The 24,989-nt window shown below is 56.7% G+C and carries 21 protein-coding genes and 2 pseudogenes; 11 read left to right on the forward strand and 12 right to left on the reverse strand.

What is annotated here, in order from left to right:
- Positions 1-93: 93 nt before the first annotated feature.
- The 3 genes and pseudogenes from HMPREF1487_RS18505 to HMPREF1487_RS28435 all read left to right on the forward strand — a co-directional run.
- The gene (locus HMPREF1487_RS18505; protein ID WP_037030221.1) at positions 94-1,413 is read left to right on the forward strand and encodes an MFS transporter; all 1,320 of its coding nucleotides are present in this window, start codon (positions 94-96) and stop codon (positions 1,411-1,413) included.
- Between the two features lie 335 nt (positions 1,414-1,748).
- A pseudogene (locus tag HMPREF1487_RS28430) lies at positions 1,749-2,825 on the forward strand (HAMP domain-containing protein); the annotation flags it as partial.
- 264 nt (positions 2,826-3,089) lie between these two features.
- Positions 3,090-3,680: pseudogene (locus tag HMPREF1487_RS28435) on the forward strand (methyl-accepting chemotaxis protein); the annotation flags it as partial.
- A 129-nt stretch (positions 3,681-3,809) separates the two neighbouring features.
- Here HMPREF1487_RS28435 and HMPREF1487_RS18515 read toward each other — a convergent pair.
- A complete protein-coding gene (locus HMPREF1487_RS18515) occupies positions 3,810-4,034 on the reverse strand; it encodes a hypothetical protein (protein WP_010798231.1) in 225 nt (74 codons plus the stop codon).
- Between the two features lie 213 nt (positions 4,035-4,247).
- On the opposite strand from HMPREF1487_RS18515, the gene HMPREF1487_RS18520 reads away from it, so the two are divergent.
- The 7 genes from HMPREF1487_RS18520 (at position 4,248) to HMPREF1487_RS18550 (ending at position 12,083) form a co-directional block, all read left to right on the forward strand.
- Complete coding sequence (locus HMPREF1487_RS18520; protein ID WP_010798232.1) at positions 4,248-5,366, forward strand: enoyl-CoA hydratase/isomerase family protein; 1,119 nt, start codon at positions 4,248-4,250, stop codon at positions 5,364-5,366.
- Between the two features lie 84 nt (positions 5,367-5,450).
- The gene (locus HMPREF1487_RS18525; protein ID WP_083603087.1) at positions 5,451-6,404 is read left to right on the forward strand and encodes an AraC family transcriptional regulator; all 954 of its coding nucleotides are present in this window, start codon (positions 5,451-5,453) and stop codon (positions 6,402-6,404) included.
- A gap of 116 nt (positions 6,405-6,520) precedes the next feature.
- The gene (locus HMPREF1487_RS18530; protein ID WP_010798234.1) at positions 6,521-8,179 is read left to right on the forward strand and encodes an acyl-CoA synthetase; all 1,659 of its coding nucleotides are present in this window, start codon (positions 6,521-6,523) and stop codon (positions 8,177-8,179) included.
- 10 nt (positions 8,180-8,189) lie between these two features.
- Complete coding sequence (locus HMPREF1487_RS18535) at positions 8,190-8,957, forward strand: SDR family NAD(P)-dependent oxidoreductase (RefSeq protein WP_010798235.1); 768 nt, start codon at positions 8,190-8,192, stop codon at positions 8,955-8,957.
- A gap of 11 nt (positions 8,958-8,968) precedes the next feature.
- Positions 8,969-10,156, forward strand: a complete 1,188-nt coding sequence (locus HMPREF1487_RS18540; RefSeq protein ID WP_010798236.1) for an acetyl-CoA C-acyltransferase — start codon at positions 8,969-8,971, stop codon at positions 10,154-10,156.
- Positions 10,157-10,171: 15 nt separating this feature from the next.
- Positions 10,172-11,305 (forward strand): acyl-CoA dehydrogenase family protein, encoded by a 1,134-nt coding sequence (locus HMPREF1487_RS18545; protein ID WP_010798237.1) that lies wholly within the window; start codon positions 10,172-10,174, stop codon positions 11,303-11,305.
- Positions 11,306-11,309: 4 nt separating this feature from the next.
- Positions 11,310-12,083 (forward strand): enoyl-CoA hydratase, encoded by a 774-nt coding sequence (locus HMPREF1487_RS18550; RefSeq protein ID WP_010798238.1) that lies wholly within the window; start codon positions 11,310-11,312, stop codon positions 12,081-12,083.
- Positions 12,084-12,121: 38 nt separating this feature from the next.
- Here the strand turns inward: HMPREF1487_RS18550 and HMPREF1487_RS18555 are convergent, their stop codons facing one another.
- Positions 12,122-12,664 carry a tetratricopeptide repeat protein gene (locus HMPREF1487_RS18555; RefSeq protein WP_010798239.1) on the reverse strand — a complete coding sequence of 181 codons (543 nt, stop codon included), beginning with the start codon at positions 12,662-12,664 and terminating at the stop codon, positions 12,122-12,124.
- A 331-nt stretch (positions 12,665-12,995) separates the two neighbouring features.
- Between HMPREF1487_RS18555 and HMPREF1487_RS18560 the strand changes: the two genes are divergently transcribed.
- On the forward strand, positions 12,996-13,610 hold the full coding sequence (locus tag HMPREF1487_RS18560; RefSeq protein ID WP_112297770.1) for a DUF1826 domain-containing protein: 615 nt from the start codon (positions 12,996-12,998) through the stop codon (positions 13,608-13,610).
- Positions 13,611-13,750: 140 nt separating this feature from the next.
- Here HMPREF1487_RS18560 and HMPREF1487_RS18565 read toward each other — a convergent pair whose 3' ends face one another.
- From HMPREF1487_RS18565 to HMPREF1487_RS18610, 10 genes are all read right to left on the reverse strand, one after another.
- Entirely contained in the window at positions 13,751-15,049 is a 1,299-nt protein-coding gene (locus HMPREF1487_RS18565; protein WP_010798241.1) for an Nramp family divalent metal transporter, read from the reverse strand.
- 202 nt (positions 15,050-15,251) lie between these two features.
- Positions 15,252-16,205: a 2-hydroxyacid dehydrogenase gene (locus HMPREF1487_RS18570; protein WP_010798242.1), complete on the reverse strand. Its 954-nt coding sequence runs from the start codon at positions 16,203-16,205 to the stop codon at positions 15,252-15,254.
- Positions 16,206-16,350: 145 nt separating this feature from the next.
- Positions 16,351-17,874, reverse strand: a complete 1,524-nt coding sequence (locus tag HMPREF1487_RS18575) for a tripartite tricarboxylate transporter permease (RefSeq protein WP_010798243.1) — start codon at positions 17,872-17,874, stop codon at positions 16,351-16,353.
- A gap of 10 nt (positions 17,875-17,884) precedes the next feature.
- The gene (locus HMPREF1487_RS18580) at positions 17,885-18,358 is read right to left on the reverse strand and encodes a tripartite tricarboxylate transporter TctB family protein (protein ID WP_010798244.1); all 474 of its coding nucleotides are present in this window, start codon (positions 18,356-18,358) and stop codon (positions 17,885-17,887) included.
- Between the two features lie 64 nt (positions 18,359-18,422).
- Positions 18,423-19,394, reverse strand: coding sequence for a tripartite tricarboxylate transporter substrate binding protein (locus HMPREF1487_RS18585; protein WP_010798245.1), 972 nt, complete (start codon positions 19,392-19,394; stop codon positions 18,423-18,425).
- A gap of 52 nt (positions 19,395-19,446) precedes the next feature.
- Positions 19,447-20,802, reverse strand: coding sequence for a glucarate dehydratase (gudD, locus tag HMPREF1487_RS18590; protein WP_010798246.1), 1,356 nt, complete (start codon positions 20,800-20,802; stop codon positions 19,447-19,449).
- A gap of 100 nt (positions 20,803-20,902) precedes the next feature.
- Positions 20,903-22,246, reverse strand: coding sequence for an MFS transporter (locus HMPREF1487_RS18595; RefSeq protein ID WP_010798247.1), 1,344 nt, complete (start codon positions 22,244-22,246; stop codon positions 20,903-20,905).
- A 130-nt stretch (positions 22,247-22,376) separates the two neighbouring features.
- Positions 22,377-23,288: a 5-dehydro-4-deoxyglucarate dehydratase gene (kdgD, locus tag HMPREF1487_RS18600; protein ID WP_010798248.1), complete on the reverse strand. Its 912-nt coding sequence runs from the start codon at positions 23,286-23,288 to the stop codon at positions 22,377-22,379.
- A gap of 121 nt (positions 23,289-23,409) precedes the next feature.
- Positions 23,410-24,138: a FadR/GntR family transcriptional regulator gene (locus HMPREF1487_RS18605; RefSeq protein ID WP_010798249.1), complete on the reverse strand. Its 729-nt coding sequence runs from the start codon at positions 24,136-24,138 to the stop codon at positions 23,410-23,412.
- Between the two features lie 165 nt (positions 24,139-24,303).
- On the reverse strand, positions 24,304-24,741 hold the full coding sequence (locus tag HMPREF1487_RS18610) for a DUF2628 domain-containing protein (RefSeq protein ID WP_010798250.1): 438 nt from the start codon (positions 24,739-24,741) through the stop codon (positions 24,304-24,306).
- Positions 24,742-24,989 lie beyond the last annotated feature (248 nt).

Consider the following 24,989-nt stretch of genomic DNA (forward strand, 5'->3'; position numbering starts at 1 on the left):
ACTTCGAGATACGTTTACACTGTAACAAGACAGCGACTTCCCTGTATTCTGCGCCGCCTCATGTTTAGGCAAGAAGAGAGCGGGCACGTTTACATGCATAGCGACATTCATACGCCTACCCGGCGATTATCCTGGCAGGACCATAAGACCCTGGGTCTGGCGGCGCTGGGCGGTGCCCTGGAAATCTACGACTTCATTATTTTCGTCTTTTTCGCGCTGGTGCTCAGCCAGTTGTTTTTCCCGCCGGAAATGCCTGAATGGCTGCGGCTGCTGCAAAGCTTCGGCATTTTTGCCACCGGGTACCTGGCGCGCCCCTTGGGCGGGATTCTCATGGCGCATTATGCCGACCGCCTGGGGCGCAAGCGCATGTTCAACCTGAGCATCCTGCTTATGGCATTGCCAAGCCTGCTCATTGGCGTGATGCCTACTTATGCGCAGATCGGCTACTTTGCACCGCTGATCCTGCTGGCGCTACGGGTATTGCAGGGGGCTGCCGTCGGCGGCGAGGTGCCCAGTGCCTGGGTGTTTGTAGCAGAGCATGCCCCGGCCAATCACCGAGGTTATGCGCTGGGTATTCTTCAGGCAGGCCTGACATTTGGCTACCTGTTGGGTGCACTAACGGCCACGGTGCTCTCATCAATCTACGCCGAGAAAGAACTCCACGCCTATGCCTGGCGTATCCCCTTTATCCTGGGTGGCTTTTTTGGCGTCCTGGCGGTATGGCTACGGCGGTGGCTGAACGAGACGCCTGTCTTCATGGAGATGCAGGCTCGCAAGGTATTATCGGCGCGCCTGCCGTTATCGACGGTCCTGCGAGAACACCGCACCGCCTTGCTGCCGGCGGCACTGCTGACTTGCGTTCTGACTTCGGCAGTGGTCGTCCTGGTGGTTGTGACGCCTACCGTGATGCAGAAGTACTTTCATATTCCAACCAGTACCGCGTTCCGCATGAGCTGCATCGGTATCGTGTTTCTGAATATTGGCTGCGTCATCGCCGGACGCATCGCCGATCGAATAGGTCCCTGGCAGGCGATGGGATTGTACAGCGCCGTTCTCGCCCCCGGTATTGCAGTCCTGTATGCGAGTCTGGTCAGCGAGGCGATAGCGCTCTGGCTGGGCTACGCAATCGCAGGTCTTGCCTGCGGCATTGTGGGCGTCGTGCCATCGGTGATGATCGGGCTGTTTCCCTCCAATATTCGAGTCACGGGTATTTCCTTTACCTACAACATTGCGTACTCGATCTGGGGCAGTATCACGCCGTTGATTCTGATTGCCCTGATGCCGGTCAGCCCCTGGTTCTGCGTGGGCTACTGTGCGGTCATGGGCCTGGTCGGACTTGTCCTTATGCTGGCTTACCGGCATGACCCTCGATTGTCGCGGCCCCTGACCGATTTCTCCTCCTCGTCAGACTGATTTTGCTTCTGCACCTGTCCTGTCGGCTGAGCACCCGGCAAGACAGGCGCGACGAGGTGTTGTCCTAACCGACAGGCTGCAATTCAGCTTTTCTGGTCTGCGCCGATAGAGCCTTTTAGCTAAGCAGACATGGGAAAGGCACCATGAAATTCAAGTCCATTCAGTACACCATCATGGCGTATGCCGGTGCCTGTATCCTGGCGATCGTCATCGCCCTGGTGGGGTATGCGTTGGTTACCGGCGAGCGTACACAGGATCAGGCGGCCAAGGGTACAGAGGCGTTGTTTGAAAAGGTCATCCAGGAGCGGCTGATTTCTCTGGCCGATGCCAACGTCATGCATATCCAGCATGACCTTGAAAAGCCATTGAACATCGCAGCATCACTGGCGCAGCTGAGCGCCTTGGCTGCCAGCGATCCGAGCACCAGCGTCCATCTGTCGCGAGATGAGCAGGATCGAATCGTTCGAAATGCGATGGAAAAGCACCCTGAACTCCTGGGCGCTTATCTGGGCTGGGAGCCCAATGCCTTTGCAGGTGACGACTATCAGTTCATGGGGCAGCCTGGGCATGACAGCACTGGCCGCTTTCTGCCGTACTGGTTCCGCAATGCCGATGGTACGCTCGGCCATGACATCATTCAGTTCATGGAAAGCCAGAAACGCTCCGACCTGGGCGTGCGCGAGGGCGAGTACTATTTGTGCGCCAAGGAAACGCAACAGCTTTGCGCCGTTGACCCCTATACCTATGACGTCGCTGGCAAGCCTGTCCTGATGGCATCGTTTACCGCGCCTATCATGGTCAAAGGCAAGTTCCAGGGTATTGCCGGTGCGGACCTGTCCGTCGGCTTTATCCAGGATGCTCTGGTCAAGGCCAACCAGTCGCTCTACCAGGGCGCAGGTCAAATGGCACTGATTGCCAGTAATGGTGCCTTGATTGCCTATACCAAGGACGCCGGCCAGCTGGGCAAGTCTGTCAGTACTCTGCTGGATGAAAACGAGCTGAATAATCTGAAGCAGCTGAAGTCGACCGAGCCGCTATACGACTATGACGAAGCGCATGGGCATATCGAGCTGTTCCTACCGTTCAAGGTCGGTAACACGTCCGCTCAGTGGACACTGATGATCCAGCTGCCCATCCAGGCCGCACTGGGTGAGTCTCTGAAGCTTCACGACGATATCAAGGCGCAGAGCGATCGAAATACCTTCGGGATGGGATTGGTCGGCCTGGCCCTTGCCATTATCGGGCTTGGCGCGCTGTGGCTGGTAAGCCGCAGTATCACGCGACCACTGAAGCAAATGGTGCTGATGCTAGATGATATCGCTCAAGGCGAGGGCGATCTGACCCGTCGGCTGGATGAAAACCGGCCCGATGAGCTGGGTGCCATGGCAAAAGGTTTCAACCGCTTCCTGGCCAAGCTGCAAGCCATGATTACCCAGGTAGTATCCTCGGTACAAAAAGTGAGCGATGCATCCGAGCATACAGCAGAGATCGCCATTCACACCCAGCAAGGGGTACAGAAGCAACAATCTGAAATCGATCAAGTGGCAACGGCCATTCAGGAAATGTCCGCTACAGCCCAGGAAGTTGCCCGCAGTGCCAACCAGGCGGCCGAGGCGGCAGGTAATGCAGATCAGTCGGCTAACCACGGGCGGACCATTGTGCAGAACTCCAGCGATGCGATTTCCGCACTGGCTGCCGAGATCGACCGTGCGGTTGTCAGCGTGGAAGGGCTGGCCAAGGACAGCGAAAACATTACCACGATCCTGGTCAGCATTCGCGGCATTGCCGAACAGACCAACCTACTGGCCCTCAACGCAGCCATTGAGGCGGCACGGGCTGGTGAGCAGGGCCGCGGCTTTGCCGTAGTGGCGGATGAAGTTCGTAATCTGGCGGGCAAGACTCAGCAGGCGACTCAGGAAATCCAGACCATGATCCAGCAGCTGCAAAGCGGTACGCAGGACGTGGTGCAGATCATGCAGGCCAGTCAGGCGAAGACCGAGACCAGCGTGCAGCAATCTTCCGAGGCCGCAGCTGCGCTGGCGGCGATCACCGAGGCGGTTTCCGTCATCACGGAAATGAACATCCAGATCGCGGGAGCGGCCGAAGAGCAAAGTGCCGTGGCGGAGGACATCAACCGTAATGTTACCGTGATCGGAACGGTTGCGTCTGAAGTGGCCCAGGGTGCAGAGCAGTCGTCGCACGCCAGTGCCGAGCTGACACAGCTGGCCGAGCAGCAGCGTCGCCTGGTCAATCAGTTCAAGGTCTGACGGCAGAACTGCCCGCCCGCGACAAGGGCGGGCAACGCAGGGAAGCAATCGGAGTAGGGGAGGGCGGTTCTTACACTGCAATACGGCGATAAGAACACGACCCTCTCAGGTCAGCAGCGTGGGGCCGGGTTACAGCTCAGCCAGCCGGATGAGATAGCCGTCGATTTCTTGCACAGGCATGCCAGTTTCGGTGCAAAGGTAGGTACTTTGCACCACCTTGTCGTCAAGAATCATCGGTGAGTTGGCAGCGTCTTTCCCTTTCAACTCCGTCAGTGCTTCTTTCAAATCAAATACAGCATCGCTATAGCTAACCAGCTTGTGACCATACTGGCCCTGCATGATGAGAAAATGCATGAGGTTTGTCCTGTAGGTTGCTGACCTAATTAGTTATAGGTGACTTTTAGGCATTTACAAAGCCCCGCTAATCGGCAAGCGGCTAACTTCTTATCACCGTTAGGATTAATTGTCTCCCTTGGGTGGAATGTGCTTATCTGATAGGGCATTTCTCATGGCCCCGTCGCTCCTGGCAGACAGGGCGACCGATAAGAACAAGACGAGAGCACCTACATGAGTGAGCGCTGCATCCAGGTAACGGAACTGCCACTGGCCTCCGGCAAGCGGCTCGGACGCGTGACGCTAGACGCACCAAGCAGCCTGAACGCCCTATCCTTCAACATGGCCGTCCAGCTGGAAGAACAACTCAGGCACTGGGCGGAGCAGGACGACATTGACGCGGTCTGGCTGGAGGGAACTGGTGAAAAGGCCTTTTGCGCGGGAGGCGATATCGTCGCGCTCTACAAGGCCATGCGGGAAGGAGAAGCTGGGCCGGGCAAGGCCACCGGTGAGTACTTTACGCTGGAATACCGGCTCGATCACTTCATCCATCATTACCCCAAGCCGCTTATTGCCTGGGGGGCGGGTTACGTCATGGGAGGAGGGCTTGGGTTGCTCGCCGGTGCCTCTCATCGCGTGGTATGCGAGAGCACCCGTGTTGCCATGCCTGAGGTCAGCATCGGGTTATATCCCGATGTAGGGGCGAGCTGGTTTCTCAACCGCATGCCGGGCCGTTGCGGGCTGTTCCTGGGTGTTACCGGCGCACAGCTTACGGCGCGTGATGCGGTTTTCGTCGGGCTGGCGGATCGCTGCATTGCGGCGGAGCGGCGTGAGCAGGTCATTGCCGATTTGCAGGCCATGCCCGACAGGGTGCTCGGCCATGCCTCGGTTGCACAGGTGCTACGCCAGCATGAGCAAGTGAGCCTGCCCCTGATGCCTGAGCCAAATGTACAACCCCTCTTCGATACCCTTCAGGCCCTGACGGATTTCGATGATGACAAAACTGTACTTGCTGAAATCAAGGCCTACAGCGGCGATAATCCCTGGCTAACCAAGGCGGCCAAGACATTGGCCCAGGGCTCACCGACTTCGGCGGCCATCACGCTGCGTCAGCTCAGGCGCAGCAAGCGCTGGTCGCTGGCCGAGGCGCTGCGCAGTGAATTGGACCTGTCGGTGCGCTGCACTCAGCTCGGTGAGCTGCAAGAGGGGATACGCGCCCTGCTGATCGACAAGGACCGCCAGCCGAAATGGCATGCAGATCCACTCGCAACGGACGACCCGGCTTGGCTGGATGCCTTTTTCGAGCCTGCCTTTCCGGCCCACGAGCATCCGCTGCGCGTCCTGAAGGACTGATCAGTGGTCAGCCGTGCCGTTCCCAAGGGCACCATCTCGACCTATCTGGTGGAGGAGGCGCTACAGGCCTTTGCTGCGCGGGGAATGAGCCATGCGGAATTATTGTGCGACATCGGGCTGGCGCCAGACTGTCTGGCGGAGCCGGGCGGCCGGGTGCCCGTCCCCTTTTACGGGCGCATCTGGCGGCGTCTGGCCCGGCGCTTTGATGATGAGTTTTTTGGCATGGATCCGCGTGGCATGCGGTCCGGTAGTTTCGAGTTTCTCTGCCGGGCCTGCCTGTCCCAACCTACGGTAGGCGCAGCGTTGATTCATGGGCTGGCTTTTCTCGGGCTTACCTTCGAGCGCCTTCGTGGTGAGCTGGTCCGCAGCCAGAGCCTGGCGGAAATTATATTGCGGGAGCCCGCCGGGGCGCCCAATCGAGCCTTCGCGTATTTCACCTACTGGATGATCGTTCACGGCGTAGCCTGCTGGCTGGCTGGCCGCCGGATCCCGATTCTGGCAATCGAGCTGCGCTGCCCCGAACCCGCCTTTACGGCCGATTACAAGGTCATGTTCTCGGACAACCTGCGTTTCAACCAGAGTCGGACGCGCATCATCTTTGCTGCTGAGGTGCTGGATGTGCCGGTAAGACGCAGCAAGGCGGACCTGCAGCGTTTTCTGGCTGAGGCACCCTGCAATATTCTGGAGAAATACCGCGATTCGGATAGTTTGGCGAGCCGGATCAAGCTGCAGCTGCGGCAATTGCCAGGCGAGCAATGGCCTACCAGTGAAGCCCTGGCGCCCACCCTGTGCATGTCGCCTGCAACCCTGCGGCGGCGTCTGGCAGAGCAGGCGCAGTCCTACCAGGCGATCAAGGACACCGTACGCAAGGAGCAGGCGATCGACTGGCTGGCCGATCCCTCGATGACCTATTCGGACATTGCTACTCAGCTTGGCTTCGCTGATATCAGCGCCTTCTACAAGGCCTTTCGTAAATGGACCGGAACCAACCCTGGTCACTATCGCAACCTGATCCTCGCCCAAGCCGACTCTGCCTGATTGTCCAAACCGCTCAGCCAGATTGAAGGGTTTGACCATTGCAAGCCAGCGCTGGCGCGATACAGTCAAAAAAGACGCTCCTGACGTTCCAATAACAACAAGCCGAGGAACTGATCATGCAGGACTATCAGGCTGCCTATTCCAGCTTTGATTTCCCTTCTGTTGTTGCCAGCCGACTGAGCGGGACGCTCGAGTCGCTCAACGCCTGTATCGAATGCTGCGACCGCCATGCTCTGCCGGGCCGTATCGCCCTGTTCTGGGAGGGCCGCGACGGCAGCAGCGAAACCTGGACGTTTATCGACCTCATGCAGCGCGCGGCCCAGTTCGCCCATTTTCTGGTGGCCCAGGGGATAGGTCCGGGTGATCGTGTGGCGGGCCTGCTGCCGCGTACGCCAGAGCTTCTTGTGACGATCCTTGGCACGTGGCGGGCCGGTGCGGTCTACCAGCCCGTGTTCACAGCGTTTGGCCCCAAGGCCATCGAGCATCGACTTACGACATCAGAGGCGAAACTGGTCGTGACCGATGGGGCCAACCGAGGCAAGCTGAGCGACGTCGATCATTGCCCCACCATTGTTACGCTGGGTGGCCGACGTGGTCTGGGCATTGAGCGTGGCGACTTCAGTTTTTGGAGCGAACTGGAAAAGCATCCTACCCATTTCGAGCCGGTCATGCGTGCAGGGGATGATCCTTTCCTGCTCATGTTTACTTCGGGCACCACAGGCCCTGCCAAGCCACTGGCCGTTCCGCTGAAGGCCATCGCCGCGTTCATGGGTTACATGAGCGATGCCATCGACCTGCGCCCGGAAGATGCCTTCTGGAACGTGGCTGATCCCGGCTGGGCCTATGGACTGTACTACGCCGTGACAGGCCCTCTGGCGCTGGGACATCCCACTACGTTTTATGATGGTCCGTTCTCGGTGGAGAGCACCTGTCGCATCATCCGCAAATATGGCATTACCAACCTGGCCGGTTCGCCTACTGCTTACCGGATGCTGATCGCTGGTGGTGACAGCGTAATCGACTGCCTCAAAGGGCGGTTGCGAGCGGTCAGCAGTGCAGGAGAGCCGCTCAACCCGGAGGTAATCCGCTGGTTCGCACAGAACCTGGGCACAACCATCCATGACCATTACGGGCAGACCGAGCTGGGCATGGTGTTGTGTAATCACCACGCACTGGAGCATCCGGTGCGGCCCGGCTCGGCAGGCTTTGCCAGTCCTGGACACCGAGTCGTGGTAGTGGATGACCAGGCGCAGGAGTTGCCCCCTGGCCAGCCCGGTATCCTGGCAGTAGATCTCTCACAGTCGCCCATGTGCTGGTTTGGTGGGTATCTGGGGCTGCCTACCAAGTCCTTCGTCGGCGCTTACTACCTCAGCGGCGATACGGTCGAGCTGAACGATGACGGCAGTATCAGCTTTGTAGGGCGATCCGATGATGTGATCACAACATCGGGCTATCGCGTAGGACCGTTCGATGTGGAAAGTGCCTTGATCGAGCATCCGGCCGTGATCGAGGCGGCCGTAGTGGGCAAGCCTGATCCAGAGCGTACCGAAATCATCAAAGCATTCGTCGTCATTCATAGCCGGTACTGTGATACCCCAGAGCTTGCCGAAGAGCTGCGCCAGTACGTACGCAAACGCCTGGCCGCCCATGCCTATCCGCGGGAAATCGAATTTGTGGCGGAGCTTCCCAAAACCCCCAGTGGCAAGGTCCAGCGATTCATCCTGCGTAACCAGGAGATTGCGAAGGCCCAGGCTACCCCGGCATCTGCCGCCTAAGGAGTGCTGTATGCAGATTGAAAACAAAACGTTCCTTGTGACCGGTGCGGGCTCGGGCCTGGGGGCTGCTACCGCGACCATGCTGGTGGAGGCTGGAGCCAACGTTATGCTGGTGGATATGCATGCGCCCAGTGTCGAGGCGAAGGTCGAGGTACTTGGCCCACGGGCACGCTGCGCCGTGACCAATGTCACCGACGAAACTCAGGCGCGTTCAGCCGTAGCGGCCACGATGGAGGCCTTTGGCGCCGTTCATGGGCTGGTCAATTGCGCAGGTGTCGTAGGGGGTGAAAAGGTACTGGGAAAAAGCGGTGTTCATGGTTTGGACAGCTTCAGCCGAATCGTCGGCATCAATCTTATTGGCAGTTTCAACATGCTGCGTCTGGCCGCCGAAGCTATGACGCAGGGCGAGGCTGAGGCCAGTGGCGAACGTGGCGTCATCATCAACACCGCTTCCATTGCGGCCTTTGACGGGCAAATCGGGCAAGTAGCCTATGCAGCCTCGAAAGGCGGCGTCGCCAGCATGACGCTACCGGCTGCCCGGGAGTTGGCACGTTACGGGATACGGGTCATGACCATCGCCCCAGGTATCTTCGAGACGCCCATGATGGCAGGCATGACAGAGGCCGTGCGCGAATCCCTTGCTACAGGCGTGCCGTTCCCGCCGCGTCTTGGCAGGCCTGAGGAATATGCAGCCCTGGTCAGGCACATCATTGAAAACAGCATGCTCAACGGCGAGGTGATTCGTCTCGACGGCGCCTTGCGCATGGCAGCCAAATAAGAGAGATCATCATGAATCAGGATCCCATCGTTATCGTCAGTCTTGCCCGCACCCCCATGGGCGGTTTCCAGGGCGATCTGCAAGGGCTGAGCGCAACGGAGCTGGGCGCCCAGGCTATCGGCGCGGTTATCGAGCGTAGCGGCGTCAGCGTTGAGGCAGTAGATGAGGTGCTCATGGGCTGCGTGCTTCCCGCCGGCCTGGGGCAGGCACCGGCACGGCAGGCTGCCCTGGGTGCAGGCCTTACCCAACACACACCCTGCACTACGCTCAACAAAATGTGTGGCTCCGGCATGCAGGCTGCCATTCTCGGCCATGACCTGCTGCGGGCTGGCAGTGCCAACGTTGTCATTGCCGGGGGCATGGAAAGCATGTCCAACGCACCGTATCTGTTGGATCGTGCCCGCGCCGGCTATCGCATGGGCCATGGGCGCGTACTGGATCATATGTTCCTGGATGGGCTGGAGGATGCCTATGACAAGGGACGCCTCATGGGGACTTTTGCCGAAGACTGTGCCCAGCAGCATGATGTCAGCCGTGCTGCCCAGGATGAGTATGCGATGGCCTCTCTGACCCGGGCGCGCAAGGCCATCGAGGAGGGCGCCTTTTCGGCCGAGATCGTACCGGTTAGTGTCAAGACCCGTAAGGAAGAACGCCTTATCCGCGATGATGAGCAGCCGCCCAAGGCCCGGCTCGACAAGATTCCCGAATTAAAGCCCGCGTTCCGTCAGGACGGTACGGTAACGGCTGCCAACGCCAGTTCGATTTCCGATGGTGCAGCGGCGCTGGTACTGATGCGCCGCTCCGAGGCCGAGCGGCAGGGGCTGACGCCATTGGCCGCTATCCACGGACATGCAGCCTTCGCCGATGCACCGCATCTGTTTCCCACGGCGCCCATTGGCGCCATCCAGAAGCTCATGAAGCGGACAGGCTGGTCGCTGAACGACGTGGATCTGTTCGAAATCAACGAAGCATTTGCTGTAGTTGCCATGGTCACTATGCGCGAGCTTGGACTGCCCCATGAAAAGGTCAACATTCATGGCGGTGCGTGTGCACTGGGCCATCCTATTGGCGCTTCAGGTGCACGGATTCTGGTGACCCTGATTTCGGCCTTGCGCCGTCATGGTCTGCGCCGAGGCGTAGCGGCCATTTGCATTGGCGGCGGCGAGGCAACCGCGATGGCCGTGGAATGCCTGTATTGATGTGAGGACAAGATCATGCTGATTACCGAAGAACAACAAAGCATTGCCGACATGGCCCGTCAGTTTGCTCAGGAGCGGTTGCGTCCGTTCTCGGCAGAATGGGACCGCGAGCATACCTTTCCTCGAGAAGCGTTACGGGAGATGGCTGAGCTGGGTTTCATGGGCATGCTGGTGCCTGATACCTGGGGCGGCTGCGAGACAGGTTATGTTGCCTATGCACTGGCCCTTGAGGAAATTGCCGCCGGTGACGGGGCCTGTTCTACCATCATGAGCGTGCATAATTCGGTAGGCTGCGTCCCGATTCATCACTTCGGCACCGATGAGCAGAAAACCCAGTTTCTGATACCGCTGGCTACGGGTGAAATGATCGGTGCCTTTGCACTCACCGAACCTCAGGCTGGCTCGGACGCCAGTGATCTACGGACCAAGGCACGGCGGGAAGGTGATGAGTACGTAATCAACGGGGCCAAGCAGTTCATTACCTCCGGCAGTAATGCAGGCGTTGTGATTGTCTTTGCCGTGACGGATCCGTCCGCTGGTAAACGAGGCATCACCGCCTTTCTGGTGCCGACCTCAACGCCCGGCTATTCGGTCGTTCGTGTAGAGCACAAATTGGGCATTCATGCCTCCGACACCTGTCAGATCCAACTGGACAACGTGCGTATCCCGGCGGCTTATCGGCTGGGCGAGGAAGGGCAAGGCTACAAGATCGCCCTGGCCAACCTTGAGGGCGGACGCATCGGTATTGCAGCGCAAGCAGTGGGCATGGCACGCGCGGCATTCGAATATGCGCGCGATTACGCCCGTGACCGGCAGACCTTTGGCAAGCCTATCGTCGAGCATCAGGCTGTGTCTTTCCGCCTGGCGGACATGGCAACCGAAATCGCCGTGGCTCGGCAGATGGTGCTGCATGCCGCCGCGCTCAGGGACGCCGGCAGGCCTGCATTGGTCGAGGCCTCCATGGCCAAGCTGTTTGCCTCCGAGATGACGGAGCGCGTCTGCTCCGCTGCCTTGCAAACCCTGGGTGGCTATGGCTACCTCAACGACTATCCGCTGGAGCGCATCTATCGCGACGCCCGGATCTGCCAGATTTACGAGGGCACCAGTGATATTCAGCGGCTTGTCATTGCCCGCCATCTAGGAGAGTAACTTCATGTCCTATGAAACCCTGGTGATCGAAATACAAGAGCGTGTTGCGCTGATCACACTCAACCGCCCTCAAGCCCTGAATGCCCTGAACACAAAACTGATCAACGAACTCAATCAGGCGTTGGACGGGCTGGAGCGGGACAGCACCATTGGCTGCATCGTGCTGACCGGGTCGTCCAAGGCCTTTGCGGCAGGTGCGGATATCAAGGAAATGGCTGACCTGACCTTTCCTGACATTTATCTGGATGATTTTTTCTCTGCTGTGGATCGTGTCGCCAGCCGGCGCAAGCCGATGATTGCAGCCGTAGCCGGATATGCCTTGGGAGGTGGGTGTGAACTGGCGTTGCTATGCGACTTCATCTACGCCGCGGACAATGCCAAGTTTGGCCTGCCGGAAATCAAGCTTGGCGTCTTGCCGGGCATGGGAGGTACTCAGCGGCTGACGCGGGCGCTGGGCAAGGCCAAGGCCATGGAAATGTGCCTGACCGGCCGCATGATGGAGGCACCGGAAGCCGAGCGGGCAGGGCTGGTAGCCCGTATTTTTCCTGTGGACAGCCTTGTGAGCGAAACCCTGAAGGTTGCTCATGAGATCGCCAATAAGTCACTGACGGCAACATTGATGGCCAAGGAAAGTATCAACCGGGTCTTTGAAACGAGCCTGAGTGAAGGTGTGCGGTTCGAACGGCGCATTTTCCATGCCGTCTTCGCCACGGCGGATCAGAAAGAGGGCATGAAGGCCTTTGTTGAAAAGCGGGACGCAGATTTTAAGCACCGGTAATGTCGAGGCTGGGTCTGATGGCGGACCCAGCCCTTGTTTCAGGGAAGCGTAGACAGCCGCTGGCAGCTGCTCTCGAACTTCTTGTCGCAGGCGCTCATGTAGAGCTGCTTGGCCTGAAAGGTATCCTTGGGCAGGCCATGCATGCCTTCCATATAAAAGTTACCCAGCATGTGCTGAGCCATGGGATTGCCACCGGCTGCTGACTGATTAAGGTATTTGATCATATCGGCCTCGTTGGCCAGGGCCGGATCAGCTTGTCCTGAATACAGAAATGCCAGGTTCACGGCCGCCTCGGGATGACCGCGGTCAGCGGCCAGCTTCCACCAGCGCTCGGCCTGTCTTAAGTCCTTGGTTGGCTTGCCCATGAAATAGAAGCTGCCCAGCTGGATCTGCGCGTCGATATCGCCACGCTCGGCCATCGCTTTGGCGGTATTGAAGTCCATGGGCGCCTGAGTGGTCGGACTGGCCGCAGTGCCTTGGGTGGGTTGGTCGGTTGTTTCTGGCGTATCCGCTTCTTGATGGGCGCAGCCACTCAACAGCATAAGGCCAAGCAGTGGACCTGCCAGTTTTCTAATGAGCATTCGTTCTCCTTGATAATAACGTCCGGGTCTGGCCCTTAGGCTTGTACATAAACGAAAGATTCAACACGCCGCAACGCATCGCTTCAAGAACATTGTCTTGGCGCACATGACCACTATCCGAGAGATATCAAAGGTGATTACAGGATAGAGCAGGCATTCTCAAAAGCTGATTTATGTTATGTTATAACTTAATCAATTATCTTATGTTTAAGTCTATATCCGACAGGTCCTGCCGATGCTGCGTCAATACGCATTTACACCCAACATACTGACCTCTTGTTTGTTAGGTGGGGAAGCAAGCCTGTGCCTGACGCTTTAAAAAGTGAGTCTGATGAACATGGCAGAACCTAGCGTTACACCCCGGCAAATAGCAGGCGATACCCCTGCCGTTTTGGCTGATGTGCTCCATGAGGGTATCAATCTCGCCATCTGGAACCGCTGCCTTCCTTTGCACATTGAACAGTTCGCCCGGATGTTGACCGGCGTGGCCGAGCCATTTGCCCAGTCTCTGGTGGTGCAACTGGAGGATGCGGAAGCCGAACCCAATCTGAGTCAGCTGGCCGGCACCCATAAGGATTTGGAGGGTCACGAAGGGTTTGTTGCAGACGTCGCCTGGCTGGTCAAAGCCTTCGCCTATTTGCTCAATGCCCGCCGAGTCGGGGTGCGTTTGCGCTTGCTGGACAAGGCAATGTGCCCACGCTTTCACGTTGACCACGTGCCGCTTCGGCTGGTGACGACCTATTCCGGGCCGGGCAGTCTCTGGTCAGGCAAAAGCCAGCTGACCACTATCTCTCCGGACGAAGCCCATCAACTCGCGTCGGGTGCAGTGGCGCTGCTCAAGGGTGACAAGTGGGAGGGCAACGAAGGGGCAGGCATTGTGCATTGTTCGCCTGCCTTGGAGGCGGGCGAGAAGCGCCTGTTTCTGTCACTGGACTGGCTGGCTTAGGGAGGTTTACATAAATCAAAGCCTGTCACCCATTAAAACCTAGGTTGTATTGATTAGATTATGGAAGGAAGAGACGGCGTCTGGTTGGAACGGTTGACTTCGAGGAAGGCCTGAGGGACGAACCCCTCAGGCCATGTGGATCAGCTGAACAGATTAATACCCAGTTGGAAAGCAATCCATACGGCCAAAGCCGTCGCGAACCCCAGCGCGATATTCTCGAACCAGTTGTTCCGGTATTTACCCAACAGTGATTTCTGGTTGGACATGATCAGCAGTCCAAGGGAGATCACCGGCAAACCAATGATGTTCAAGGCATTGACTGCGATCGTCAGGGTAACGAAGTTAGGCATTCCCGGAAGCGACCACACCAATGGCGTAACCAGGATGAACAGCATGAACCACTTATGCATCGGATCATGGTGCAGGACCTTGCCGTAGCGCTCACGGCGACCGGGGCGGATGTACTGGAAAGCATCGGTAATCAACATGGGCAGGGCGGTTGTCTTGCCTGAAATGCTGGCAAACAGCGTTGCAAACACGCCCACAAAGAAGATCAGCCATCCCCCTTGGCCAAAATATAGCTCCAGCGCAGCGCCCAGATCATCCAGCGTATTGACCTGAATACCGTTGGGTCGCAGGATCTCTGCGCCTACGACCCAGATGGCCAGGTTGATAATGATGCCGACAATCACCGCAAACAGAAGGTCGTTACGCTGGATGCGTTTGTGCTCAGGCCCTGTCCAGCCTTTTTCCTTCATCACATAGGGGTGAACGAAATTGGAAAACGAACCCGCCACGGCACCAATGACAGACACCGCCACCAGCAGCGCGCCGTGAACGCCTTCATCGGCCGGTATGCTGAAACCGATGGTTCCACGCAGGATGCCGCCCATATCCGGCGTAGCCATGATCGCCAGGGTCAGGAAGGCCAGCGTCATGATAGCCAGTAGCAACTTCATGACGCCTTCGATCATCGCATAGAAGTTTCGCCCCACCAGCATCCACACGGCCAGCACGACCGCCACCGAGCACAATAAGGGCTGGTTAACGTGCAGTAATGTCGAAAGCGCCTCGCCGGCCCCCTTGATCATGTAGGCATTGGTCAGGTGTGCCATGATCAGCGCATAGCCAAACATGAAGTAGGCGAAGAGCGGGTGAAGTTGGGCATAGCCTTGCAGGATGCTCATGCCCTGGTTGTTGCACAGCTGGAAGCGGGCAATGATGTTGACGATCAAGAAGCGGAGCAAAAGGGATACGGCCAATACCCACATCATGGCATAGCCATAATTCGAGCCGGCGACCGATGAGGTGATCAGGTCGCCCGCGCCTAGCCAGGAGAGCACTGCGATAATGCCAGGGCCGAGCACCTTGGCGAGGTTGGAAAGAGAATAACGGGAAGTACTGACTGCCTTTTTGGAAACCGATTCGGTATGTGCCATGACGTAACTCTCTGAATAGGTTGATTGTTCTTGTCACTATCAAGAGCGTTTTGCAGTCCAATGTCGGCAGACCTACTGCAGGCCATGGAACGGGGTTCGGACAAGCCCGCCTCGTTGGTATGTAAGCGATCTGAAGGTGGTCGTGTCTCCTGTTGAGAAGGGAACGTTAAGCCTCCGGTGAAACCGCTGGAGGCTCGGTGGATTACACGGGGGTCTTGAGTTTTCCGCTCGTGAAATACAGGTTGAGATTTTCAAGCACAAGATCGGCCATGGCCTGACGTGTCTCATGTGTCCCGCTGCCCAGATGGGGTGTCAGGACAACGTTATCCATTTCCAGCAATGGCTGAGGCACTTCGGGTTCATGGGCGAATACATCAAGCCCGGCGCCTGCAATAACGCCTTGTTGCAGTGCACTCACTAGCGCGGCTTCATCTACCACCGAACCACGGGCAATGTTGATCAGGAAGCCATCCTTGCCCAATGCCTGTAGTACGTCTGTACCGATAAGGTGATGGGTCGCGTTACCACCGGGGACCGCCAGCACCAGAAAGTCGGACTGGCTGGCCAGCGCCTTCAGGTCCGGCTCGTAGCGGTAGGGCACATCTGCTTGTTGATGGCGACCATAATAAGCAACATTCATGTCAAAGGCGGAAACCCGCTTGGCTATGGCTTTGCCAATGTTGCCCAACCCCACAATACCGCAGGTCTTGCCGCCGAGCTTGCGTCCCAGGGGAAACTTTTCCTTGAGCCAGCGGCCATTGCGAACGAAGCGGTCTGCCGCGCTGATGCCGCGAGCTACGTCGATCAGCAGGGCAAATGCAGTGTCGGCCACGCAGTCGTCCAGTACGCCTGGTGTATTGCTGACCGCTACCCCTCGGTCTCGTGCAGTGGCGATGTCGATTGCGTCATAACCCACGCCGAAACTAACGATAACTTTCAGGTTGGGAAGCGCCCGCATTACCTCGCCTTTGCAGCCGTGAATTCCGCTGGTGACGATCCCTTGAATAGAGTCACCATGACTCTTGAAAAAGGTGTTTTTGTCCTCGACGTCCCAGAGCTTGTAGACCGTATACATCGATTCGATCTGCTGCTGTAGCGCTGGCAATAAAGGACCAATCAGTAAGAGCGTAGGCGTTTGATTTGTGGTCTCGCTCATAAGCGTCTCCTGTAAAGAGATGGAGTATGTTCGTCTGGCCTCTTTTAAAGGTTAGTCAGCTTTTTGTTGTGTACTGTTAATAAGGCGCTCGCGACGTGTGGTGCTAACTCAAACGCGCCCGGCACATTCGCACCGGGCGGTAAGGTCAGGAGCGCATTAGTTCGGCGGCTCCTCCCTTCTTGGCCGGGCGCAGCGTGCCATACACATGCCAGGCGACCGAGAGCGCAGCCAAAGCCAGGAAAGTGGCGCAAATCGGATTGGTCAGGAAGCCTGTGAAGTTTCCATCCGAAAGCATCAGCCCACGCCGCAGGTTGGTTTCGGCCATCGGCCCTAGGATAAATCCGATAATAAATGGCGCAGCAGGTATACCGCCTTTCACAAAGCCATAGCCAATCAGGCCAAACAACAGAATGGTCCAGATATCGAAGATACGGCTACTCAGGCCAAACGCACCCACTACGCACAGTACAAGGATGATGGGCAGAAGGATGTGCTTAGGTACGGCAAGCAGTTTGATGAAGATACGCAGGCCATAAAATTCCAATATCAACATCATGACGGAAGCCAGGAGCAGGGCGGCAAAAATGGTATATACCAGCGTTCCCTGACTCATGAATAGCATCGGTCCTGGCTGAATGCCATGAATCATAAAACCACCCAGCAGAATGGCTGTGACGGCATCGCCGGGAATTCCCAGAGTTAGCAGCGGAATCATCGCACCGCCGATTCCGGCATTGTTAGCGGTTTCACTGGCTACCACACCGTCGATTACACCTTTGCCAAACTTCTCGGGATGCTTCGAGCGTTTCTTGGCCACGATGTAGGACACGATGTTCGAGGTGCCAGCTCCTACGCCGGGTAGAATCCCGATGCCGATACCGATCAATGATGAGCGAATCGAGTTGGGCAATTGACCAATGAATTCCTTCATTGAGAAACCAAATCCCTTGATCTGCTTCATGCTGACCGAAGCAACGGCCGCCTTGCGTTCTGACCGCACGCTTTCAGCGACTTTAATGATCTCAGAGATGGCAAAAATGCCCACCAGCACGGTAAGAATCTCAAAACCGCTGTTGAGGTTAGGGGTATCAAAGGTAAAGCGCCGGATGGCATCCACCGGTGCAATGCCTACCGTGGCAAAGACAAAGCCTACTACGCCGGAAAACAGGCCCTTGATCATCGAGCCGGTCGAAAGCGTGGCGATCAGCGTCAGGGAAAAAATCGCAATCCCGAAATACTCATGAGGGCCAAACCGCAGGGCAACTTTGGCTAGCCAGGGAGCGATAAACATGAGTGCAGCGATACTGACAATCGTACCGATAAACGAGAATACAATCCCTGCACCGAGTGCCTTGACGCCTTCACCTTTCTCCATCATCGGCGCGCCGTCAAACGTTGTCGCAATGGACGAGGGTGTGCCAGGAATCTTCAGTAGGATGGCCGAAATCAAGCCGCCTGAAGTCGCGCCAATATACAGTGATACCAACAGCGACAAACCCGCAGCAGGTCCCATTGTGTAAGTCAGTGGCAGGCTCAGAGCGATTGCCATGACAGCGGTGAGACCCGGTACCGCTCCAAATACGATCCCAACGGCTACGCCCAAGGTAATAAGGATTAAAATCTGAAACGAGAATACGGCGGAAAAGCCTTCCTGCAAGAGTTCTAACATGGCCGTCTCCTTATAGGTCCAGGAATCCGGCCGGTAGCATCAGATCGAAGCCATGGCGGAAGATGAAATAGATAGAGGTTGAGGCGATAACGGCAATGATCAGATAGTTCACATGTTTGACACGGTGGCTGGCGGGTGTCAGTACGATGAACTGTAGATAGAGATACAGCGCGGTGATCACGAGAAAACCTACTGTATCCAGCAGGGCCGCATAAAGAACAATCAACCCCAGCGTCTTCAATACAGTTGCATAATCAGCCGGAGCACTGACGCTTTCGTTGTCCCCCTCAGGGTTGGCCGGCTTTCTGCTGGCAATCAACTGCATTACGCCTAACAGGCACATCATCATAGAGAGGGCATAAGGTACAAAGGCGGCGTCAACAAAACCTTTGCGGGGTAGGTTCATTGTCATGAACAGGTAAATCAGACCAGCGCCAAGCATAACCACGCCGATCACAAGCTCTTTTTTCTTGTGGCTTTCCATATAACGTCCTCACATGGAAACAGCAGCGCCAGGCTCGATTGACGAGCCTGGCTGGCAGGGTGGCTTACTTGTTTTGCTGCAACATATCCTTGTACTGCATGAACGTTTCGCGCGTTTCCTTCAGACGAGCAACAGCCTGTTCAGTATTGTAGTAGCTGACCGGCTGCTTGAAGCCCTGCTCAAGATCTTTCGCATAAGCAGGCAATTCAGTAATCTGCTTCATGACGTCAGCCATTTTCTTAACGATGGCTGGGTCCGTCCCTTTGGGAAAGGCGATGATGTAGGGCTTATCCATGACAAAGTCGATACCCTGAGACTTGAAGGTCTTTACATCACCCAAAAGCGGGTTCGGCTCTTCGTTAGGCTGCGCCAGGATATGCATATCGCCGGTTTTGACATAGTCCTGTACGGCGCCATAGCTCACTGCAGACATATCGATACGGCCGCCAAGCAGGGAAGTGACTTTCTCAGCTGCCGAACCAGTATCAACCATCTTAAGTTGTACCCCGGCAAGCTTCTGGAAGATAAGTCCCTGCAAGTGCGAGAAGCCGCCCAGCTCTGTTCCATAGATAACGCTATTAGGTTTTGCCTTGGCTTTTTCGATTAGTGCGTCCAGCGAGTCGACGCCGGATGGCTTACCCGATACAAATACGGCTCCTTTGTCTACCGCAGCGATGCTGGATATGTCGAAGGCGTCATAGCTGTAATCCACTAGGCCGGAAACCTCGTTGACAATCAGTTGGCCGACGTGAGCAAACAGGATCGTATTGCCGTTGGGCTCGGCATTCTTGACCTGGGAGGTAGCTACAGAGCCGCCACCTCCGCCCATGTTGGTAATGACCATCGATTTACCCGTGATCTGGGTAAAGTACTTAGCCATAGTGCGGGCGTTGAAATCCGTATCACCGCCCGCACTGGCAGGCACAATGACCTGTACCGGACGAGTAGGCCACTTGGTTTCCTCCGCAGCAAAAGCACTGCTTGCAGTGAGTGAAACGAATGCAGTCAGAAGGGAGGCGCATAAAGCTTTTTTCATTGTTTTACTCCAAGGTACGGCTATGCTGCGTGTATTGATGGAACGAACAAATTCAGCGGACCATGCAAGGACGCTTGTTATTGAATGTCCAGTTCGGCACGAGGAACTGCATGGCGACAGCATCATCCCGTGCGCCCAGTCCCATGCCTTTGTACAGCTCGTGGGCCTTGGCAACCTGATCCATGTCGATCTCGACGCCCAGTCCCGGCTTTTGCGGAACAGCGACCAGACCGCCCTTGATCTGGAAAGGCTCCTTGGTCAGGCGCTGACCGTCCTGCCAGATCCAGTGTGTATCGATGGCTGTGATTTTTCCTGGCGCGGCCGCAGCGACGTGGGTGAACATGGCCAGGGAAATATCAAAGTGATTGTTGGAGTGCGAACCCCAGGTCAGGCCCCAGTCATTGCACATTTGCGCAACACGAACTGAACCTTGCATCGTCCAGAAATGCGGGTCGGCCAGCGGGATATCCACGGACTGCAGCTGGATAGCATGACCCATCTGACGCCAGTCGGTCGCAATCATGTTGGTAGCAGTCGGAAGGCCTGTGGCGCGACGGAACTCAGCCATCACCTCACGGCCGGAGTAGCCATCCTCTGCTCCACAGGGATCTTCGGCATAGGCCAGTACGTCATGCTTGTCACGGCAAAGAGCGATCGCCTCCTTGAGTGACCAGGCACCGTTCGGGTCCAGCGTGATCCGCGCTTCGGGGAAACGTTCAGCCAGAGCCGTCACCGCTTCCATTTCTTCTTCGCCGCGCAGCACGCCGCCCTTGAGTTTGAAGTCGTTGAAGCCGTAGCGGGCATGGGCTGCTTCGGCCAGGCGCACCACAGCTTCCGGGGTCAGGGCTTCCTCATGGCGCACACGGAACCAGTCATTATCGGCCTCTGGCTCGCTGCGGTAGGGAAGATTGGTCTTGTTGCGGTCGCCTACGTAGAACAAATAACCCAGCATTTCTACAGCGTCGCGCTGCTGACCTTCGCCCAGCAGGGCGGCAACCGGAACGCCCAGGTGCTGACCGAGCAGGTCCAATAGGGCGGCTTCTACAGCTGTTACGGCATGAATGGTGATGCGCAGGTCAAATGTCTGTAGGCCTCGACCGGCAGCATCACGATCCGCGAACGTACGGCGCATCTGATTAAGGATGTTGTTATAGGTACCAACGGTCTGCCCAACAATGAGTGCACGAGCATCTTCAAGGGTCTGCCGGATCTTTTCGCCGCCGGGTACCTCACCCACGCCAACATGACCTGCATTGTCTTTCAGGATAACGATATTGCGAGTAAAGAACGGACCATGCGCGCCGCTGAGGTTGAGCAGCATGCCATCGTGTCCTGCAACCGGAACGACCTGCATGTCGGTGATGACGGGCGCTTGTGTGAGAGCCTCATGAGTGACCTGTACGTTCATACCTATTCCTCTTCACGCTTTATTCTTGTGGCAGGCAGTGGAGTACTGCCGGTACGCTTGTTTAGGTAACGCCCAGCGGTAAAGCCGGGCGTAGTGGGAGTTAAACGGGCTTGAGTTCCAGGCCTGTGCTGCCAGCGTCTGGTTTCTGTCCTTTGGGCTTGGTCCGGGCAAAGAACACCACGATGGCCGCCAGGATGGACGTAGCCGCCAAGCCATAAAGGCCGCCCTGGATTGAACCGGTCCGCTCTTCAAGGATGCCGAAGACAGTCGGTGCAACGAAGCCACCCAGGTTGCCCAGCGAGTTGATGAGGGCCAATACGGCTGCTGCGATGCGAGCATCCAGGTACGCCTGGGGAATCGGCCAGAAGCATGAGGATGCGGACTTGAAGCCGATGGCGGCAAAGCAGATGGCAACGTAGGCAAAGATGGGGCCGCCTGTGGTCGACATGAACATGCCTGCCGCCGCTACCAGGAGGGCAACGGCAACCCAGGCCTGCTGGAATTTCCAGCGTGCCGAAAGCGAGGCGAAGGCATACATGGCCACAATGGAGATCAGCCAGGGTACGGAGTTGAACAACCCGACCTCAAAGTCGCTGATGTTGCCCATTTTCTTGATGATGCTGGGCAACCAGAACGTGGCGGCATAGATGGTCAGCTGGATGGCAAAGTAAATCACGCAGAACAGCATGATCTGGGAGTCTTTGAGCAGTTGCATCAGAGTCGGTTTAACCGTCTGTGCCTGTTCCCGCTGACGTTGCTCATCCTCAATGGTTGATACCAGAGCATCCTGCTCTTCGCGCTTTAGCCATTTGGCATCATGGGGCAGTGAGTCCAGCCAAAACCAGACAAAGCCGCACAGCGCAACGGAGAAAAGCCCCTCGATCAAAAACATCCATTGCCAACCGTGCAGGCCCAGCCCCTCGATTTGCAGCAGGGCGCCTGTTACCGGGCCGGAAATGATCGAGGCGATAGCCGATCCGGAAAGGAATAGCGCAATGGCCTTGCCGCGCTCGGCACCGGGTAGCCAGCGAGTAAAGTAGTAGATGACACCCGGAAAGAAGCCCGCTTCGGCCACACCGAGCAGAAAGCGCAGGATATAAAAGTGCGTTTCGTTCTGGATAAAGGCCATCATGGCAGCCACGATGCCCCAGGTGGCCATGATGCGTGTCAGCCAGGCGCGTGCGCCAACCCGTTGCAGCAGGATGTTGGAGGGGACCTCAAACAGCGCATAGCCGACAAAGAACAGACCAGCGCCCAGACCATAGGCGGCTACACCAATGCCCAGGTCAGTTTGAAGATGGTTTTTGACAAACCCGATGTTCACGCGATCAATGTAATTGACGATGAACATGATGATGAACAGTGGTAGGACGTGTCGCTTTACCTTGGCGACTGCGCTCGCCAGAACGTCGGCTGATACAGCCGATTGAGCGGTATGGCTCATGAATGCTCTCCCACTTTTATTGTTGTGGCGGGTACTGCATTGTCAAAAAGGGCGGGGCGGACCGCCCTTGGCTGTAAAACAGGCTCGGTTGCAATACGCTGCGTAGGGGGCACGCAACCGGCCCAAATGCTTACTGCGGACCGAGTTTGTCCATCAGCGCAGCCAGACGCTCGTACTCGTCAGGCTTGAGGTCGGTCAACGGTGCGCGTACCGGACCGGCATCGTAACCTGCGATCTTCGCACCCGCCTTGACGATGCTTACCGCATAGCCTGCGCAGCGGTTACGGATGTCCAGGTACGGCAGGAAGAAGTCATCGATCAGCTTGCCCACGGTCTCGTGGTCATCCGCAGCAATGGCCTTGTAGAAGTCCATGGCCGTCTTGGGAACAAAGTTGAACACCGCCGAGGAGTACACTGGTACACCCAGCGCCTTGTAGGCCGCGGCATAGACTTCAGCGGTCGGCAGACCGCCCAGGTAGGTGAAGCGATCACCCAGGCGACGGCGGATGGAGACCATCAGCTCGATGTCACCCATGCCATCCTTGAAGCCGATCAGGTTGGGGCAGCGCTCGGCCAGCATTTCCAGCTGGTCAGGCTTCAAACGGCAGACGTTACGGTTGTACACCACCACGCCAAACTTGACGGACTTGCACACCGCCTCGACATGCGCGGCCACGCCTTCAGGGCTGGCTTCGGTCAGGTAGTGCGGCAGCAGCAGGATGCCCTGGGCGCCCAGGCGCTCGGCTTCCTGAGCCTGCTGGATCGCCACGCGGGTTGGGCCACCGGCACCGGCCAGAATCGGGACCATGCCCTTGCAGGTGTCCACGGCCGTTTTGATGATGTCGGAGTATTCCTTCTGGTCCAGCGAGAAGAACTCACCGGTGCCGCCGGCCGCAAACAGGGCGCTAGCGCCGTAGGGCCCCAGCCATTCCAGGCGCTTGATGTAGGTATCGCGGCGGAAATCGCCCTGCGCATCGAAATCGGTTACCGGAAAGGACAGCAATCCGGATGAAAGGGTGTGCTTGAGTTCTTGCGGATTCATGTATTGCACCCTGCTGAGAGCCATGAGGTTTGTTGTTGTGGATTTAGCCTAACCTCTCATCAGTCGTCATACAAGTGGGTATGATGCTCTTTTGCTTATTTTTTGATTGCAGCTGGCCCTTCTAAAGTGACTGCATCACTTTTACCAATCGTTCTCGGCTGTTACTAAGGTGCAGACGCATAGCTGCCGCAGCACCAATGGCATCCTGCCGGGCAATGGCGTTATAGATGTCTTCATGTTCGGCATCGCGCCGCTCAAGATAGGCTTGGGACAGCGAACTTTCATTAAAGGCTTTGTTCAGGCGCATACGTGGAATGAGTTCTCGGCTAAGGCAGCTCATGATCTCTGTAAAGTAGCGATTACCGGTTGCCTGGGCGATCAAAAGGTGCATTTCCATGTCGAGATCCTCTGAGGGAGAGGACGCTCTTGCCCGTGCCTGCATACGGTCGAGCAGAGCTCTAAACTGCGTCAGATGGGCCTCTGAGCGTCTTTGTGCTGCCAGGGCTGCCGCTTCGGACTCAAGGCTGATTCGGACTTCAACGACTGAAAGAACATCCTGCAGTGTCTCTACACTGGAGGGATCAATCATGCCTGATAGCCGAATAATGGGCTCGCAGACAAATGTGCCGATACCTTGCCGGGTGACTACCTTGCCGTTTGCCTGAAGGTGGGAAAGCGCTTCACGAACAACCGAGCGACTCACGCCATGAGCCTTCATGATTTGCGCTTCGGAAGGCAGTTTTGCGCCAGGGCTAAGCTGGCCATCGCGTATCTGGCTATCGAGAATATTGGCCAGCTCCTGCGAAAGATTATGCGAGCGTTTGGCGAGAAAAACAGGCTCGGAATGCATCTGGAACACCTTCTTATTTAGATTAGTTATCCGGTCTACCTATAAGATGTCTGACAAGTTTAGCGCTGTAAAGAGGTTTTGCAGTAGAGGTACGTTGGCTATTTTGATAAATAACCAACGTCGTTGTAAAAACCGAAGTCTTCCAAGCGGAGAGAGCTAGCCCGCCTAAATCCATCCGAAAGCCGAGAAACCTTCCCACGGATTCCAGCTCTGCGTATTTTTCATTTCTTTAAGGTAATAGGCGTAATTGGCAATCATTGAGTTAGCAATCGCAAAGCCTATGCTAATGCCAAAGTCAAGCGCTTGGGGTACATCAATCCCCGTCAGCTCCTGAAATAAAAGTTCAAGTAAGCCGGTAGAGAAGGCAATGCCTAACATGGCTAAACCTTTTTTCTTTAAACCTAAAGCAAAAATCAAATAGAAAGGTCCGAGAAAAAAGGCTGGCCAGCATCTAATGATCAGGAGCTTCTTTCGAAAAGGAAGCTCCTTGAATGCCTTTTTGCATGTAGCGGTTTTAGGTGCACCATAGGTTTCGTAAAAGGCGAAACGCTCTTGCCATTTTGGCGGATATGATGCTTCTCTGGAGGGTTCCGTGGTGTCCATATTGTTACTCCTTGGCATGTAGCCTGTATTTTTTACAAAGGGGGTAGCCGTGAGGTTCACCCGCACGTGTGCGGCTTGACATAAGCCCGTGCATGGCGAAGGAGGGCGAACATACCGAGGCGATGGGAGGTTCGGTTTCTATCCCGTCTCAAAACGCTTATTTGAACGTATTGAAAGGAGGCCTGGTTCAAACAGCAGGGGCTACACAGGCAGAAAGCCTGCTGCCTGTGAGAAGGGATCATCAGCCG

This window comes from Pseudomonas sp. HPB0071 (assembly GCF_000478505.2).
Classification (GTDB): Bacteria; Pseudomonadota; Gammaproteobacteria; order Pseudomonadales; family Pseudomonadaceae; genus Chryseomonas; species Chryseomonas luteola.

Bases quoted from the DNA above. Each gene is read 5' to 3' on its own strand.
- HMPREF1487_RS18505 (WP_037030221.1), top strand. From the start codon at position 94: ATGCATAGCGACATTCATACGCCTACCCGGCGATTATCCTGGCAGGAC.
- HMPREF1487_RS18515 (WP_010798231.1), bottom strand. From the start codon at position 4,034: ATGCATTTTCTCATCATGCAGGGCCAGTATGGTCACAAGCTGGTTAGC.
- HMPREF1487_RS18520 (WP_010798232.1), top strand. From the start codon at position 4,248: ATGAGTGAGCGCTGCATCCAGGTAACGGAACTGCCACTGGCCTCCGGC.
- HMPREF1487_RS18525 (WP_083603087.1), top strand. From the start codon at position 5,451: ATGAGCCATGCGGAATTATTGTGCGACATCGGGCTGGCGCCAGACTGT.
- HMPREF1487_RS18530 (WP_010798234.1), top strand. From the start codon at position 6,521: ATGCAGGACTATCAGGCTGCCTATTCCAGCTTTGATTTCCCTTCTGTT.
- HMPREF1487_RS18535 (WP_010798235.1), top strand. From the start codon at position 8,190: ATGCAGATTGAAAACAAAACGTTCCTTGTGACCGGTGCGGGCTCGGGC.
- HMPREF1487_RS18540 (WP_010798236.1), top strand. From the start codon at position 8,969: ATGAATCAGGATCCCATCGTTATCGTCAGTCTTGCCCGCACCCCCATG.
- HMPREF1487_RS18545 (WP_010798237.1), top strand. From the start codon at position 10,172: ATGCTGATTACCGAAGAACAACAAAGCATTGCCGACATGGCCCGTCAG.
- HMPREF1487_RS18550 (WP_010798238.1), top strand. From the start codon at position 11,310: ATGTCCTATGAAACCCTGGTGATCGAAATACAAGAGCGTGTTGCGCTG.
- HMPREF1487_RS18555 (WP_010798239.1), bottom strand. From the start codon at position 12,664: ATGCTCATTAGAAAACTGGCAGGTCCACTGCTTGGCCTTATGCTGTTG.
- HMPREF1487_RS18560 (WP_112297770.1), top strand. From the start codon at position 12,996: ATGAACATGGCAGAACCTAGCGTTACACCCCGGCAAATAGCAGGCGAT.
- HMPREF1487_RS18565 (WP_010798241.1), bottom strand. From the start codon at position 15,049: ATGGCACATACCGAATCGGTTTCCAAAAAGGCAGTCAGTACTTCCCGT.
- HMPREF1487_RS18570 (WP_010798242.1), bottom strand. From the start codon at position 16,205: ATGAGCGAGACCACAAATCAAACGCCTACGCTCTTACTGATTGGTCCT.
- HMPREF1487_RS18575 (WP_010798243.1), bottom strand. From the start codon at position 17,874: ATGTTAGAACTCTTGCAGGAAGGCTTTTCCGCCGTATTCTCGTTTCAG.
- HMPREF1487_RS18580 (WP_010798244.1), bottom strand. From the start codon at position 18,358: ATGGAAAGCCACAAGAAAAAAGAGCTTGTGATCGGCGTGGTTATGCTT.
- HMPREF1487_RS18585 (WP_010798245.1), bottom strand. From the start codon at position 19,394: ATGAAAAAAGCTTTATGCGCCTCCCTTCTGACTGCATTCGTTTCACTC.
- gudD (WP_010798246.1), bottom strand. From the start codon at position 20,802: ATGAACGTACAGGTCACTCATGAGGCTCTCACACAAGCGCCCGTCATC.
- HMPREF1487_RS18595 (WP_010798247.1), bottom strand. From the start codon at position 22,246: ATGAGCCATACCGCTCAATCGGCTGTATCAGCCGACGTTCTGGCGAGC.
- kdgD (WP_010798248.1), bottom strand. From the start codon at position 23,288: ATGAATCCGCAAGAACTCAAGCACACCCTTTCATCCGGATTGCTGTCC.
- HMPREF1487_RS18605 (WP_010798249.1), bottom strand. From the start codon at position 24,138: ATGCATTCCGAGCCTGTTTTTCTCGCCAAACGCTCGCATAATCTTTCG.
- HMPREF1487_RS18610 (WP_010798250.1), bottom strand. From the start codon at position 24,741: ATGGACACCACGGAACCCTCCAGAGAAGCATCATATCCGCCAAAATGG.